Source organism: Lichenicoccus sp., from assembly GCF_965277665.1.
Lineage (GTDB): Bacteria > Pseudomonadota > Alphaproteobacteria > Acetobacterales > Acetobacteraceae > Lichenicoccus.
Genome location: NZ_OZ255835.1, coordinates 3,848,067 through 3,862,679, shown reverse-complemented (window position 1 = coordinate 3,862,679; position 14,613 = coordinate 3,848,067). Strand labels below are relative to the sequence as shown.

Genomic DNA, 14,613 nt, shown 5'->3' with positions numbered 1-14,613 from the left:
CTGCGCGTAGCATTGGCACTCGATGCAACAATATTTGGAAACCGCGGCCGGTATTTGTAATTGCCGAAAGCTTCAGCACGCACGTCGGTCGCGCCGGACCGATACTCTTTACTCGGCCCACTTAGTGCACCGCAGCATTTACCAAGTATCTTGTGTCTGTGCTCTGGAGATATTGAACTACGCAGATGCCTTCATTGCAAGGGACATGCCAGTCCAGGCGATGCTTTTATTTGAGTGCCGGAGCCGAATTCAAAGCAGGAGATCGGTTTATTGCCGTGCAGCATGTCGCAATCTGGGACACTCCGTCCCGTCACCGCGACAGGATGCGACAGGGTCGCCAATTTGGGCGTCACGCCGGGCGTCGCGGAACCGGCCATCACGGCTGCGTCCCGCCGGCCGGGCGACGTCCGACCGGCTTGCCTTCGGCGATGAACCGCGCGGCCAGCACCAGCGCGCCCATCGTGAAATCCTTGCCGTGCGCCTCGATCATCGCGTCCGAGAGCCGGCCCAGCTGCTCGAAGAAGTGGTCCTTGGACGTGCTCTCGTCGCTCATGGCGCGATGCCTTGCGGGGCGGGGATGCCCTGCGGGGCGGGATTGAAACGAAACAGCAGGCCCGGCAGCGGCACCAGCGCGACTTCGCCGCCCTGCGTCGCCAGGGCCAGCCGGCCGCCGTCCGGCGGCGACCAGGCGAGGGCCGTGACGGAGCCGCCTCCGGAGGCCTTCACGAACAGCACGTCCTCGCTGCCGGGCTGGCAGAGCAGCACGGCGCCGTTGTGATAGCCCGCGGCGATCAGCGGATAGGTCGGGTGGCAAGCGACCTGGCAGACCGGCAGCCGGCTGCTCGGCAGGCCGCACTCCACCGGCGGGGCGCCGGCCCCGGCCGGATCGAGGCCCCAGCGATCGAAGCCCAGGCAAACGACGCGCGGGGCGCCGCTGATGGCCAGCAGCCTGAGATCGGCTGCGAACGACAACGATCGCGGCTGGCCGGGACAGCCGCCGATCTCGATGTCGCCGGCGTCCGACAGCCGCCAGCCATGCAGGGCGTTCTCCTGCAGGCCGCAGACCAGAGTGTCGCCGCCGGGGCTCCAGGCGACCGAGATCGGGCAGCCCGGTGTCGGCAGGACGCGCACCGGCGCATCCGGCGTCCAGACGCTGACACCGCGATCATGCGCCACCGCCAGCCGCGACCCGACTGCGTCGAAGGCGAGTGCCGCCGCCGAGGCCGGGAGTTCCAGCGCGTGCGTGGCTATGCCGCCGATCTCGACTTGGCGGCCGCTGGCGGCAGCGCTCCAGCCCGCGGCACCTGAGGCCACCAGGTCAACGCAACGACCCGGATGCGAGGCGAGCACGCTGACGATGCCCTCCGCGTTGGTCGCAGCCAGCAGCCCGTCTTCGCCGCCGCTCAGGAAGCCTCCGCTCGGATGCCTGGCGATCGACAGGCAGGCGCCCTGGTGCACGCGCAGGCGCGTCACCGGAGGCGGCGGTCGGGCGGCCGGGATCAGCCGCATGCCGCCTTCGACCGGTTCGAGCTGCGGCGAGCCTTGCCAGTCCGCCCGTCCCATCGCCAGCGAGCCGTCGCCGAGCGCGAAGCCGGCGAGATCGCCATCCCAGGCCACCCCGATGACCGGCGCATCGAGTGTCCACGACGCCCCGAGCACATCCAGCAGCGGCGACGCCGCGCCGGTGAGCGCTCCGGGCGGTGGCCGGCGCAGCGGATGGGTCACGGGACCAGCACCGCGCGCCCCTTGATCCTGCCCTGGTGCAGGTCGTGCAGTGCCTGGTTGGCCTGCTCGAGCTTGTATTCGCGCGTCACCAGGTTGACGAGGCCGCGATCCGCCAGCGCCATCAGCTCGACAAGCTCGGGATAGGTGCCGACCAGGTTGCCGACGATGGTCTTCTCGGAGGTGATCATGTCGATGGTCGGGATCTCGATCTTCCCGCCATAGCCGACGATATAATAATATCCGCCGTTGCGCGTCATCGCGAGGCCGCGGGCGATCGCGTCGCCTTCGCCGACGAAGTCGATCACCGCCTCGGCGCCACTGCCGCCGGTCAGTTCCAGGATCGCGGCCACCTCGTTGCCGTCGGCGCGGACGAGGTGATGCGCGCCGCATTCCTTGGCCAGCGCCAGGCCGGTATCGGTGCGATCGATGACGATGATCTCGGCGGCGCACAGCGCGTTCAGCACCTGGATGCCGATATGGCCGAGGCCGCCGGCGCCGATGATCACCGCGAACTGCCCAGGCAGCAGGTGCCGCGACGCCTTCTTGGTCGCGCGATACGCCGTCAGCCCGGCATCGGTATAGGGGGCCACGTCTTTCGGGGTCAGCGATTTCGGCAGCTTGATCAGCGCGCGCTCGCCGGTGAGAAGATACTGCGCGTAGCCGCCATTGGCGTTGATGCCGGGAAACTTGCTGTCAATGGCGTGCATGTCGTCGCCGCGACGGCAGGCCAGGCAATGCCCGCTGGTCACCAGCGGGTGGCACACCACCGCGTCGCCGACCTTGACGCCTTCGACGCCGCGCCCGATCGCCTCGATCCAGCCGGCATTCTCGTGCCCCATGATGTACGGCAGCGCCACCTCGACCTTGCTGCGCCAGATGCCTTCGACGATGTGCAGGTCGGTGCGGCACACCCCCGCGCCACCGATCCGCACGATCACGTCGCTCGGGCCTTCGAGCTTGGGATCCGCGACATCGGTGTAGCGCACGAACTGCTCGCTGGTCAGCGCCTCGTCGTATTTCTCGAGAATGGCAGCCTTCATCGGCTTGTTTCCTCTTCACCCGGCCGTTCGGGACGCAGTTCTGCAACGCGCATGCCAATTTTTGCAACGCGCATGCCATCGCCTAGCGTATTGATCGGATTGGATGTGCCTCCGGATTGTTCAGGGTTGCATGTTCCAGATCGCAACAAAGCTGGCGCGGTCTACTGTTCCGGAACGAAACAGTCCCGACGCCATGCCCGAAATATCGTGCGAGAGCATAGGTCCGGGCGCCGTACGGGATTAAGCTTGCATTCCGGACGACGCCTCGACGTGTCGGCCGCAAGGACAAGGCCGTCCGGCGTGGCGGCTCGCGGGGGATACGATGCGCGGTTCCGTCGATGAACAACTGCGCCAGGCAAGGATCGCACTCGAGCGCGCCGGTATCGCGCAGACCGACCTGGTGGCGCCGGAGATTTCCGCAAGCTGGGCGCGCTGCCTCGATGCCGGCCTCGACCCGCATTGTCCGGTGGCGCTCGAGGAGATCGACGCGGGCGAGCTCGCCGCGGCCCGCGAGCAGTCGGACCTGGTGCGGCGTCTGACGCTCGCCGAGATGCAGGCGCTGTACAACCAGATCGCCGGCTCGAACTTCCTGATCGCGTTCGCCGATCCGAACGGCATCCTGCTCGACACGATTGCCGACCAGAGCTTCCGCGCGGCGGCGCGCACCGCCAACATCCGCGCCGGCACGCTCTGGACCGAACGCCGCTGCGGCACCAACGCGCTCGGCACCGTCGGGCAGATCGGACGGGCGCTGACGGTGCATGGCGGCGAGCATTTCTTCGCCCGCCACGGCACCCTGACCTGTACCGCCGCACCCATCTTCGCGCCCGACCGCAAGCTCGTCGGCGTGCTCGATGCCTCGTCGCATTGCGGCACCCGCCAGCAGCACACCCGGGCGCTGGTCGGCATGGCCGCCACCCAGGTGGAGAACGGCCTGTTCCGCCACGCCCACAGCCGCGACCTGGTGATCGCCTTCCACAGCCGCGGCGAATACCTGCATACGCTGAGCGCCGGGTTGCTGGCGCTGGCGCCGGACGGCACCGTGCTGGGCGCCAATCCGCAGGCCGCCTTCCTGCTGCAGGGCCTGCCGGCGTTGCCGGGCCGGCATTTCGACGACCTGTTCCGCACCCGCTTCGCCACCGTGCTCGACCACGGCCGCAGCCAGGAGCAGCAGCGCCTGGAGGACCGGGTGGGCAGCGTCATGATCGCGACGATCGAGCACCTGCCGCGTCCGGCCGCGCTGCCACTGCCGGTGCCGGGCCGCGAACCGGTCCGGCTGCCGGCGGCGCCGCGCTGCCCGGTGCCCCCCGGCGCTCCCGCTGCCTTCGTGGCAGACGATCCCGCCGTGCTGTCGGTGCTGCGCCAGGTCGCCGCCGGCGCCGCGCGGGGCTTGCCCATCCTGATCCGGGGCGAAACCGGCACCGGCAAGGAGCAGCTCGCCCGCTACGCCCACCATGCCAGCGGCCGCACCGGCGGCTTCGTGCCGGTGAACTGCGCGGCGCTGCCGGACACCCTGGTCGAGGCGGAATTGTTCGGCCATGCCGAGGGCGCCTTCACCGGTGCCCGACGCGGCGGCGCGCGTGGACTGGTCTGCGAGGCGGATGGCGGCACGCTGTTCCTCGACGAGATCGGCGACATGCCGCTCGCACTGCAGGCGGTGCTGCTGCGCCTGCTCGATGACTGGATGGTGCGCCCGGTCGGCGGCGGCCACAGCCGCCGGGTCGACGTGCTGCTGATCGCGGCAACCAACGCGACACTGGACGATGCGATGCAGTCGGGGCGGTTCCGCGCCGATCTCTTCTACCGGCTCGACGCGGTCGATGTGCACCTGCCGCCGCTGCGCGCGCGCCAGGATTTTGCCGCCATCGCGCGCCGGCTGCTGGCCGACATCGCGCCGGGCTGCACGCTGGGCGACGGCGCCATCGCCCAGCTGTCGCGCCGGCACTGGACCGGCAATATTCGCGAGTTGCGCAACGTGCTGCTCCGGCTCACGCTGACCGAGCCGGAGCGGTGTCTGGACGCCGAGGCGATCGCGCCGCACATTGCGGAATGTGGCGCGACCGGGATCTCCGCTGCGGCCTGCAACCCGGGCTCCGGATCGGCCGCGCCGCTGCCGGGGCGGCAGCCGACCCTGCGCGACGCGGTGCGCAGCAGGATCGTTGCCGCCTACCGCGACACCGGCGGCAACCTGAGCGAGACGGCGCGCCGGCTCGGCGTGTCGCGCAACACGATCTACCGCGCGATCGGCAAGTCCACGGCGCCCCGCATCCTGCAGTAGCTCGCACCGTTGCGAACGGTCGTCACGGCTGCAGCAGGCACACCAGGGTGAACAGACGGCGCCCGGTTTCGAAGTCTATCTCGATCTTGCCCGCCAGCCGCTCGATCATCATCCCGGCGCCCTCGTTGTGCAGGCCCCTGCGGCCCATGTCGATCGCCTGGATCCGGAACGCGTTGTTGTCGGCGCGGGCTGCGTCATAGGCGTCGATCAGCAATCGGTAGTCCTTGATGATGCGCCGGAACGGTCCCAGCGCCAGGCCGATGACCCGGACCGGCTCGCCGGTCTCGCGCTTCACCTCCAGCACCAGGCTGCGGCCCTGCGCCGACAGGGAGAGACCGTAGGGCCCGGAATGCCCGACCAGGGCAAAGAAGCTGTCGCGCTGCAGGTCGGTGATCGCCTGCCGCAGGTCGTCCTGGCCGCCCGCGGTGAGCGCCCGGCTGCCGGCGCCATCCGGCAGCACGACGTGCGTGAGCCTGTCGGTCCGGGTCGGCGACCGCGTCAGGCCCGGCCCTTCATCGTCCTGCATCATGGCGAAGCTGTATGGATTTCGCCCCCGCTCCACAAGCCCTGCGCGCGTCGTGCGGCCGGGTCCGGCTTCGCGGCGATTTGTGAATGATGTAAAGCACCGTCATGACCCGTCCGCTGATCGGTCGCACGATCCGTCGCCTGCGGCAGGAACGCAGCCTGACCCAGGCCGGGCTCGCCGTCCGGCTGGGCATCTCGGCGAGCTACCTGAACCTGATCGAGCATGACGAGCGTCCGGTCACGGCGTCGTTGCTGATCAAGCTGACCCGCCTGCTCGATGTCGATCTCGAGGCGCTCGCCGGCAACGAGGAGCGTAGCCTCGCGGTCGCACTCCGCGAGGCGCTGACCGATCCGCTGCTGGGCTCGGATCCCATCAGCGACGAGGCCTTCACCGCGATCGCCGCCTACCCGACCGCCGCGCGCGCGGTGCTGGCGCTGTCGCGTGCCTGGGCGGCGGCGCGCGCGGATGCCTCCGGCCTGGCCCTGCCGTCGGGGCACAGGATCAAGCTGCCGCACGCCGAGGCGCGGGCGCTGTTCGACGCGAACGCCAACTATTTCCCGTCGCTGGAGCAGGCCGCCGACACCGTCCGGCAGGCGCTGGAGCTGGACGGACTGCCGGCCGGGCCGGGCGGCCAGTCGGAACTGAACCATGCCGTCGCCGAGCGGCTGCGCCGGCGGCACGGCGTGGTGGTGCGTGTCGCCCCGCTGGCCGGCGCGCTGCGCGCCTACGATCCGCAGGCCGCACTCCTGGTGCTGTCGGACCTGCTGCGGCGCGAGAGCCGTGGCTTCCACATGGCGTTCCAGCTGATGCTGATCGAAGCCCGCGACGTCATGCAGACGCTGGTGGCAGCCGCCGCCCCGTCGTCGCCGGAGGCGGCCTCGGTGATCCGGATCGGATTGCTGAACTACGCCGCGGCGGCGCTGCTGATGCCGTATGCCGCCATCCTGGAGGCCGCGACCGCGCTGCGCTACGACGTCGAGGTCCTGGCGGCGCGCTTCGCCGTCTCCTTCGAGCAGGCGGCGCATCGGCTCTCGACGCTGCAGCGGCCGGGCGCGCGCGGCGTGCCGCTGTTCTTCCTGCGCATGGATGCGGCCAGCAACATCACCAAAGCGTTCGCCGGCGCCGGCTTCCACCTGACCCAGGCCGGCGGCTCCTGCCCGCTCTGGGTCGCCAACACCGCGTTCGGCTCCCCCGGCCGCATCAACGTCCAGGTCGGACAGCTGCCGGACGGCGCCACCTATCTCTGCTTCGCGCGCGTCGTCACCGGCACCTCGACCAGCTGGCACGAGCCGCCGCCGACGCATGTGATCGCCATGGGCTGCGAGATCGCGCATGCGGCCGGGCTGGTCTATTCCGACGGTATCGACCGCGACGGCGCCATCACCCGCATCGGCCTGTCCTGCCGGCTGTGCGACTGGCGCGACTGCCGCAGCCGCGCCTTCCCGCCGCTCGACCACCGCCTGTCGCTGGACGTCAACCGACGGCCGGGTGCGCCGATGGCCTGAACCCGCCGATGGCCTGAGCCCCATGAAAGGCGGCGCCTTTGAATTCCCTTATTCAGATGGGGGTCCGGGGCCTCAGGCCGCTGGCGACATTCCGGCTTGGTCCGGATGAGAAGGCTGGTCTAGAAATGAGGCCGGCAGCGTCCCGCGGGAAATAAACATGTCGATGGCGAAATGGGTGTACGGCTTCGGCGCCGGTCGCAACGACGGCCATGCCGGATTGCGCGACCTGCTCGGCGGCAAGGGCGCCAACCTGGCCGAGATGGCCGGTATCGGCCTGCCGGTGCCCCCCGGCTTCACCATCACCACCGAGGTCTGCACGGCGTTCTACGATAACGGCCGCCGCTATCCCGAAGAGCTGGACGCACAGGTGCAGGCGGCGCTGACCGGGATCGAGCAGGCGGTCGGGCTCGGTTTCGGCGATGCGGGCAGGCCGCTGCTGGTCTCGGTGCGCTCAGGCGCGCGCGTCTCGATGCCGGGCATGATGGACACCGTGCTCAATCTGGGCCTGAACGACGAGACCGTCGAAGGCCTGGCGCAATCGTCCGGCGATGCGCGTTTCGCCTGGGACAGCTACCGGCGCTTCATCCAGATGTACGGCTCGGTGGTGCTCGGCGTCGGCCACCATCATTTCGAGGAGATCATCGAGGACGTCAAGAACGAGCTCAACACGCTCGAGGATACCGACCTCGACGCCGAGGCGTGGCGGCAGGTGGTTCTGTCCTACAAGGACCTGGTCGAGCGCGAGACCGGAGCCGCGTTTCCGCAGGAGCCGAAGGCGCAGCTCTGGGGCGCCATCGGCGCGGTGTTCGGCTCCTGGATGAACCCGCGCGCCAACACCTATCGCCGGCTGAACGACATCCCGGCCGCCTGGGGCACCGCGGTCAACGTGCAGGCGATGGTGTTCGGCAACATGGGCGAGGATTGCGCCACCGGCGTGTGCTTCACCCGCGATCCGTCGACCGGCGAGAACGCCTTCTACGGCGAGTACCTGGTGAACGCGCAGGGCGAGGACGTGGTCGCCGGCATACGCACGCCGCAGCCGATGTCCGAGGCCCGCGCCAAGCCGGGCGAGGTCTCGATGGAGGCGGCGCTGCCGGACGCCTATCGCGAGCTGCTCGCGGTGCGTGACACGCTGGAGCGGCACTACCGCGACATGCAGGACATCGAGTTCACCGTGCAGCAGAACAAGCTCTACATGCTGCAGACACGCTCCGGAAAACGCACCGCGGCGGCGGCCCTGCGCATCGCCATCGAGATGGCCCACGAGGGCCGCATCAGCCACGAGGAGGCGATCGGCCGCATCACGCCGGCGTCGCTCGACCAGCTGCTGCACCCGACGCTGGACCCGAAGGCCGAGCGCACGGTGATCTCGCGCGGGCTGCCGGCCTCTCCCGGTGCCGCCGCCGGCGCCGTCGTATTCACCGCCGACGAGGTCGAGCAGCGCGCCGCCCGCGGCGAGGCGGTGATCCTGGTGCGCATCGAGACCAGCCCGGAGGACGTGCACGGCATGCACGCCGCCCGCGGCGTGCTCACCACGCGCGGCGGCATGACCAGCCATGCCGCGGTGGTGGCGCGCGGCATGGGGCGCGTGTGCGTGGCCGGCTGCGGCGGCATACGCGTCGACTACAAGGCGCAGACGCTCACCGCCGGCAGCCATGTGATCAAGGCCGGCGACTGGATCACCCTGGACGGCTCCACCGGCGAGGTGTTCGCAGGCCGTGTCGCCACCATCGAGCCGACGCTGTCGGGCGATTTTGCCACCTTGATGGGCTGGGCCGACAGCCTGCGCCGGATGAAGGTGCGCGCCAACGCCGAGACGCCCGACGATGCCGAGACGGCACGGCGTTTCGGCGCCGAGGGCATCGGGCTGTGCCGCACCGAGCACATGTTCTTCGCCCCCGAGCGCATCGGCATCGTGCGGCAGATGATCATGGCCGGCAGCGAAGCCGCACGTGCCAAGGCGCTCGAGCAGCTGCTGCCGTTCCAGCGCGACGATTTTGCGGCGTTGTTCCGGATCATGGCCGGCCTGCCGGTGACGATCCGCCTGCTCGATCCGCCGTTGCACGAGTTCCTGCCGCACACCGACGCCGACCTGCTCGCGGTGGCCGAGGGGCTCGGCCAAAGCCTGGACGCGCTGCACGAGCGCCGCGCGGCGCTGTCGGAGAGCAACCCGATGCTGGGCCATCGCGGCTGCCGGCTCGGCATCACCTTCCCCGAGATCTATGCCATGCAGGCGCGCGCGATCTTCGAGGCGGCGATCCTGGTGGCGGCCGAGACCGGAAGCCCGGTGGTGCCGGAGGTGATGATCCCGCTGGTCGGCACCGCGCGCGAGCTGGAGCTGACCCGCGCCGAGGTGGACCGGGTGGCCCAAGAGGTGATCTCGAAGGCCGGTGTGACGCTGGACTATCAGGTCGGCACGATGATCGAGCTGCCGCGCGCGGCCCTCACCGCCGACCAGATCGCGCAGCACGCCGACTTCTTCTCGTTCGGCACCAACGACCTGACCCAGACCACCTTCGGGCTGTCGCGCGACGATGCCGGCGGCTTCCTGCCGCACTACATCGAAAAGGCGATCTGGGCGCGCGACCCGTTCGTCACCATCGACCGCGAGGGCGTGGGCGCCCTGGTCGAGCTCGCGGTCACCAAGGGGCGCGGGCGCAAGCCCGGCCTGAAGCTCGGGGTCTGCGGCGAGCATGGCGGCGATCCGGCCTCGATCGCCTTCTGCGAGGAGGCCGGCCTCGACTACGTGTCGTGCTCGCCGTTCCGGGTGCCGATCGCGCGCCTTGCGGCGGCCCAGGCGGCGATGGCTGCGGCGATGGCGCGCGCGAAGGCGCCGGCGGCGTAATGCCCGAGGCCGGCGCCCCGCGGGCGGAGAGCGCGGACGAGCATCGCATCAGCCTGCATCTGGTCTCGGATGCGACCGGCGAGACGCTGAATGCGATCGCGCGCGCCAGCGTCGCGCAGTTCCAGCACACCCACGTGGTGTATCACCGCTGGAACCTGATACGCACCCGGCTGCACCTGCACCGGGTGCTGCAAGGCATCGAGGCCGATCCGGGCCCGGTGCTGTCCTCGGTGATCGACCAGAAGCTGCGCAGCGCGCTCGACCTGGCCTGCAAGCAGTTGCAGCTGCAAGTGGTGAACGTGCTCGACCCGGTGCTGACGATGCTGCAGGAGACGCTCGGCGAGGCGGTGCAGGGGCGGCCCGGCATCCAGTACGTGCTCGACGACGACTACTACAAGCGGATCGATGCCATGCACTATGTGCTGGCGCACGATGACGGCCAGGCGGTGGCCGGCCTGCGCGAAGCCGACGTGGTGCTGGTCGGCGTGTCGCGCGCCTCGAAGACCCCGACCTCGTTCTACCTCGCCAATCGCGGCGTCAAGGCGGCCAACGTGCCGCTGGTCCCGGGCGTGCCGGTGGCCCCCGAGCTGCTGTCGCTGCGGCGTCCGGTGGTCGGCCTGACCATCGACCCGCGCACGCTGATCGAGATCCGCCGCCACCGGCTGCGCGCGCTGACGCCCGGAGGAACCATGGGCGGCATCAAGGAGGACGACAACATCTACGTCGATCCGGAGGCGGTGCGCGACGAGGTGGTCTGGGCGCGTCGCCTATGCGCGCGCAATGGCTGGCCGGTGATCGATGTCAGCCGGCGCTCGATCGAGGAGACCTCGGCCGCGGTGATCGAGCTGGCCGAGGCCTGGAATCTTCGCCACGCCGCCGCGCCGGCCCGATGATGCCGGAGCCAATCCCCTCGACCACCCTGTTCACGCAACGACGCGAGATCGTTCCGGACGACACCGATGCCGCCGGGATCGTCTATACGCCGCGCATCGCGAACTTCACCGTCGAGACCGTCGAACGCTGGTTCGCCGAACGCATGCAGGCGGATGCGGCGACCACCGGCCTGCAGATCGTGTTCGCCTCGCTGTCCTGCACGTTCCTCTCGCCGATGCGTGCCGGCGAGATCCTCGAGATCAGTATCGCGCTGCGACGCGTCGGCCGCTCGTCGCTCGGCTTCGAGCTGGTCGGACATGCCGAGGCTGATGACCGGCTCTGCTGGATGGCCGAAACCGTCTGCGTCTGCGTCGACCCGGCGACGCTGTGCAGCCGGCCGATCCCGGCAGCCCTGCACGGGGTCCTGCATGCCGAAGCCGCACTCGCCGACCGCATGCCGTTCGGCGACCGCAGCGTAACCGCCTGATCGTGACGCGATGATCGAGGTGCTCGTGCTCGGCGCCGGCGGCGGCGGCGGCTTTCCGCAATGGAACTCGCATGCGCCGGGCTGCCGCAGGGCGCGGGCCGGCGATCCGATGGCGGCGTCCGCGACCCAGGCCTCGGTCGCGGTCAGTGGCGACGGACGGCACTGGTTCCTGCTCAACGCGTCGCCGGACCTGCGAGTCCAGATCGAGCGCAGCCCGGCTCTTCACCCGCAGGACGGCCTGCGGTCGAGCCCGATCTGCGGCGTGGTCCTGACCGGCGCCGAGGTCGATACCGTGACCGGGCTGCTGAGCCTGCGCGAGCGGCAGGCGTTCAGCCTGCTGGCGACCGCGCCGGTGCTGGCACGTCTCGACGAGAACCCGATCTTCGAGGTGCTGGCCCGCGATGTCGTGGCGCGCATTGCCATCGAGCCCGGCATTGCCGGGCCACTGACGCTGACCGACGGCGCGCCGTCCGGCCTGCGGGTCACGCCGTTCACGGTGCCGGGCAAGGTGCCGCTCTATGCCGAAGGCGCTCTCGCGCAGCCCGAGATGGCCCGCGAGATTGACGAGACCATCGGCCTCGAAATCACTGACGGCACCAGCCGGCTACTGTTCGTGCCGGGCTGCGCCATGATGACGCCCGGGCTGCGGTCTCGTCTGGAGGGTGCCGATTGTGTCTTCTTCGATGCGACGCTGTGGCGGGACGACGAGATGATCCAGGCTGGCCTGGGGGCGAAGTCGGGGCGGCGCATGGGACACATGTCGGTCAGCGGCCCGGGCGGCGTGATCGAGAGCTTTCGTGACCTCGCGGTGCGGAGAAAGATCCTGATCCACCTGAACAACTCCAATCCGCTGCTGCTCGCCGACAGCGAGGAGCGCCGGATCGCGGCAGCCGCCGGCTGGACCGTGGCGCATGACGGCATGCAGGTGACGCTGTGACGGTGCTGACCCCGGACGCCCTGGAGGACGCGCTGCGCGGCATCGGCGCCGAGCGCTACCACCATCTGCACCCGTTCCACCGCGCCCTGCATGACGGCCAGCTGTCGCGTGGCCAGGTGCAGGCCTGGGCGCTCAACCGCTACTACTACCAGAGTCGTATCCCGGCGAAGGATGCAACCCTGCTCGCCCGGCTGCCCACCGCCGAGCTGCGCCGGGAGTGGCGGTCACGGCTGGTCGACCATGACGGCGACGCGCCCGGCACCGGCGGCGTCGCCCGCTGGCTGGTGCTGACCGACGGGCTGGGCCTGGACCGCGACACCGTGACCTCGCTGGCCGGCCTGCTGCCGGCGACGCGCTTCTCGGTCGATGCCTACGTAGAGTTCGTGCGGGATCGCACCGTGCTGGAAGCCGTCGCGTCGTCGCTGACCGAGCTGTTCTCGCCGCTGATCATCGGCGAGCGGGTGTCCGGCATGCTGCGGCACTACGACTTCGTCACCCCGGAGACGCTGGCCTATTTCACCCCGAGGCTGACCCAGGCGCCGAAGGATTCCGATTTCGCGCTGGCCTATGTGCGCGAGCATGCGCGCACCGAGGAGCAGCAGCGAGGTGCGCTGGACGCGCTGAAGTTCAAGTGCTCGTTGCTGTGGACGATGCTGGATGCGCTCGACTACAGCTATGTCTCGCCCGGTCGCATCCCGCCCGGCGCGTTCCGGCCCGCCTGATGGATGAGACAAGCATCCCGTCGTTCCCGCGCGGCGTGCGTTTGCGTCACGACGAGACGCGCGGACAATGGGTGTTACTGGCGCCGGAACGAGCGTTCGTGCCGGACGAGATCGGCGTCGAGATACTGCGCCTCGTGAACGGTGAAACCCGACTTGGACGCATCATCGATGCCTTGGCCGAACGCTATGCCGCGCCGCGCGAGGAGATCGCCGCCGACGTGCTCGCCATGGTCCACGAGCTTGCCGCCAAGCGGGTGCTACGCGGTTAGCATCAGCCGTTCAGTCTCCTCGGGCGTGAAGGTGCGCCCGCGGGTGAGGAAACGCTTCTCGGTGCCGTTATCGAGCGAGAACATGCCGCCGCGGCCCGGGATCACGTCGATGATGAGCTGGGTGTGGCTCCAGACTGCATATTGCTGGGCGCCGATATAGACCGGCGCGCCGCCGATCTCGCCCAGCTTCACGTCGCGGTCGCCGACGATGAAGTCGGATTGCGGATAGCACATCGGCGAGGAGCCGTCGCAGCAGCCGCCGGACTGGTGGAACAGCACCGGCCCATGCTGGCGCTGGATGGTTTCGAGCAGGTCGAGCGCTGCCGGCGTCGCGGTGACCCTTGGCGGTACGGGTGCCATCAGATGCTCCTGTTCGGGTGCAGCCCGAGCCGGTTCATCTTGCGATGCAGCGTGGCCCGGCTGATATGCAGCGCCTTTGCCGCCGCGGACACGTTGCCCTGCGCGCGGGCCAGCGAACGCTGCACCAGGCCACGCTCGGCCTGGTCGAAATCCTCGTGCCGGTCGGCGAAGCTGTCGAGCACGGTGCCGGCCGGCAGCGGCCGCGCCAGGCGGGCGCTGGTGATGCCGTAGGCGGCGCGTGCCGCGCGGGTGGCGCCGATGATGAGATCGTCCGCATCGACCGCCAAGAGCGCCGTGGTGCAGCGATCGGTGTCGGGTGCGAGGATGATGCGTGCCTCCGGGAACGCCTGCTTGAAGTTCTGCGCCTCGATGCGGCGCGCCGCATCGGCGACGGCAGCCGCGATCAGGCCGACGAAGGCGCCGGTCAGGTCGCTGCGGCAGGAGGAGACATCCAGCGCCGCCGCGAGCTTGCCCTCATGGTCGAAGATCGGCGCCACCGTGCAGCTCAGGCCGATATTGCGCGAATGGAAATGCTCGTCGCGGTGGATGGTGAGCGCCCGCTCCTCGGCGAGACACGTGCCGATGCCGTTGGTGCCCTCATGCTGCTCGCTCCAGACCGCGCCGGTCCACAGCCCCCAGCGATGGAAGGTCTCGTTGTCCGCCTCGGCGCCGCGCCGGTCGACGGGCACGCCGTGGCGGTCGGTGAACAGGACGCAGCAGCCGGTGCCGCCGACGGCATGGAACAGGTGGTCGAGGCTCGCCTGCGCCGCCCGCAGCAACGGCTCGACCCGCGCGCGCGCCTCGCGCAGTTCCGCGTCGGTGAGGGTCAGAGGCGGCCGTGTGTCCGTCGGATCGAGGCCATAGCGGGTGAGCGAGCGCACCCAGGAGGCGGCCACCGCCGAGCGCGCGGAGGCGGAGCGGTCCTCGGCGATCGCCAGGATGCGGCCGGCATGGCCGGTCCTGCCCTCCGCGACCACGCCGTCGGCCCTGGTCGCAGCCGCTGAACTCAAAGCGCCTGGCATCCTCATCCCGCCGCAGCCGGACAT

The 14,613-nt window shown here is 69.9% G+C and carries 14 protein-coding genes; 8 read left to right on the top strand and 6 right to left on the bottom strand.

The window, feature by feature from the left end; genetic code table 11:
• Window positions 1-376: 376 nt before the first annotated feature.
• From ACQY4O_RS18105 to ACQY4O_RS18095, 3 genes are read right to left on the bottom strand one after another with little or no spacing between them, the layout of a single operon-like run.
• Window positions 377-553, bottom strand: a complete 177-nt coding sequence (locus tag ACQY4O_RS18105) for a hypothetical protein (protein WP_428377808.1) — start codon at window positions 551-553, stop codon at window positions 377-379.
• The gene (locus ACQY4O_RS18100) at window positions 550-1,725 is read right to left on the bottom strand and encodes a WD40 repeat domain-containing protein (protein WP_428377806.1); all 1,176 of its coding nucleotides are present in this window, start codon (window positions 1,723-1,725) and stop codon (window positions 550-552) included. Before ACQY4O_RS18100 ends, ACQY4O_RS18105 begins: the two co-directional genes overlap by 4 nt.
• Window positions 1,722-2,765, bottom strand: coding sequence for an NAD(P)-dependent alcohol dehydrogenase (locus ACQY4O_RS18095; protein WP_428377804.1), 1,044 nt, complete (start codon window positions 2,763-2,765; stop codon window positions 1,722-1,724). Before ACQY4O_RS18095 ends, ACQY4O_RS18100 begins: the two co-directional genes overlap by 4 nt.
• 322 nt (window positions 2,766-3,087) lie before the next feature.
• On the opposite strand from ACQY4O_RS18095, the gene ACQY4O_RS18090 reads away from it, so the two are divergent.
• Complete coding sequence (locus ACQY4O_RS18090) at window positions 3,088-5,043, top strand: sigma-54-dependent Fis family transcriptional regulator (protein ID WP_428377803.1); 1,956 nt, start codon at window positions 3,088-3,090, stop codon at window positions 5,041-5,043.
• 22 nt (window positions 5,044-5,065) lie between these two features.
• Here ACQY4O_RS18090 and ACQY4O_RS18085 read toward each other — a convergent pair whose 3' ends face one another.
• On the bottom strand, window positions 5,066-5,572 hold the full coding sequence (locus tag ACQY4O_RS18085) for a UPF0262 family protein (protein ID WP_428377801.1): 507 nt from the start codon (window positions 5,570-5,572) through the stop codon (window positions 5,066-5,068).
• 101 nt (window positions 5,573-5,673) lie between these two features.
• Between ACQY4O_RS18085 and ACQY4O_RS18080 the strand changes: the two genes are divergently transcribed.
• The 7 genes from ACQY4O_RS18080 (at window position 5,674) to pqqD (ending at window position 13,207) form a co-directional block, all read left to right on the top strand.
• Window positions 5,674-7,074, top strand: coding sequence for a helix-turn-helix domain-containing protein (locus ACQY4O_RS18080; protein ID WP_428377800.1), 1,401 nt, complete (start codon window positions 5,674-5,676; stop codon window positions 7,072-7,074).
• Between the two features lie 163 nt (window positions 7,075-7,237).
• Entirely contained in the window at window positions 7,238-9,919 is a 2,682-nt protein-coding gene (gene ppdK, locus ACQY4O_RS18075) for a pyruvate, phosphate dikinase (protein ID WP_428378240.1), read from the top strand.
• Window positions 9,919-10,812, top strand: coding sequence for a pyruvate, water dikinase regulatory protein (locus ACQY4O_RS18070; RefSeq protein WP_428377798.1), 894 nt, complete (start codon window positions 9,919-9,921; stop codon window positions 10,810-10,812). Before ppdK ends, ACQY4O_RS18070 begins: the two co-directional genes overlap by 1 nt.
• Window positions 10,809-11,279: an acyl-CoA thioesterase gene (locus tag ACQY4O_RS18065; RefSeq protein ID WP_428377797.1), complete on the top strand. Its 471-nt coding sequence runs from the start codon at window positions 10,809-10,811 to the stop codon at window positions 11,277-11,279. The genes ACQY4O_RS18070 and ACQY4O_RS18065 overlap by 4 nt, the downstream gene beginning before the upstream one ends.
• A 10-nt stretch (window positions 11,280-11,289) precedes the next feature.
• Window positions 11,290-12,216: a pyrroloquinoline quinone biosynthesis protein PqqB gene (gene pqqB, locus ACQY4O_RS18060; RefSeq protein ID WP_428377796.1), complete on the top strand. Its 927-nt coding sequence runs from the start codon at window positions 11,290-11,292 to the stop codon at window positions 12,214-12,216.
• Complete coding sequence (gene pqqC, locus ACQY4O_RS18055) at window positions 12,213-12,938, top strand: pyrroloquinoline-quinone synthase PqqC (protein ID WP_428377794.1); 726 nt, start codon at window positions 12,213-12,215, stop codon at window positions 12,936-12,938. Before pqqB ends, pqqC begins: the two co-directional genes overlap by 4 nt.
• Entirely contained in the window at window positions 12,938-13,207 is a 270-nt protein-coding gene (pqqD, locus tag ACQY4O_RS18050) for a pyrroloquinoline quinone biosynthesis peptide chaperone PqqD (protein ID WP_428377792.1), read from the top strand. The genes pqqC and pqqD overlap by 1 nt, the downstream gene beginning before the upstream one ends.
• Here the strand turns inward: pqqD and ACQY4O_RS18045 are convergent.
• Together ACQY4O_RS18045 and ACQY4O_RS18040 are read right to left on the bottom strand one after the other, a co-directional pair.
• On the bottom strand, window positions 13,196-13,567 hold the full coding sequence (locus tag ACQY4O_RS18045) for a DUF779 domain-containing protein (RefSeq protein WP_428377790.1): 372 nt from the start codon (window positions 13,565-13,567) through the stop codon (window positions 13,196-13,198). The two genes, pqqD and ACQY4O_RS18045, sit on opposite strands and share 12 nt — an antisense overlap.
• On the bottom strand, window positions 13,567-14,577 hold the full coding sequence (locus ACQY4O_RS18040) for a GAF domain-containing protein (protein WP_428377788.1): 1,011 nt from the start codon (window positions 14,575-14,577) through the stop codon (window positions 13,567-13,569). Before ACQY4O_RS18040 ends, ACQY4O_RS18045 begins: the two co-directional genes overlap by 1 nt.
• Between the last annotated feature and the right edge of the window lie 36 nt (window positions 14,578-14,613).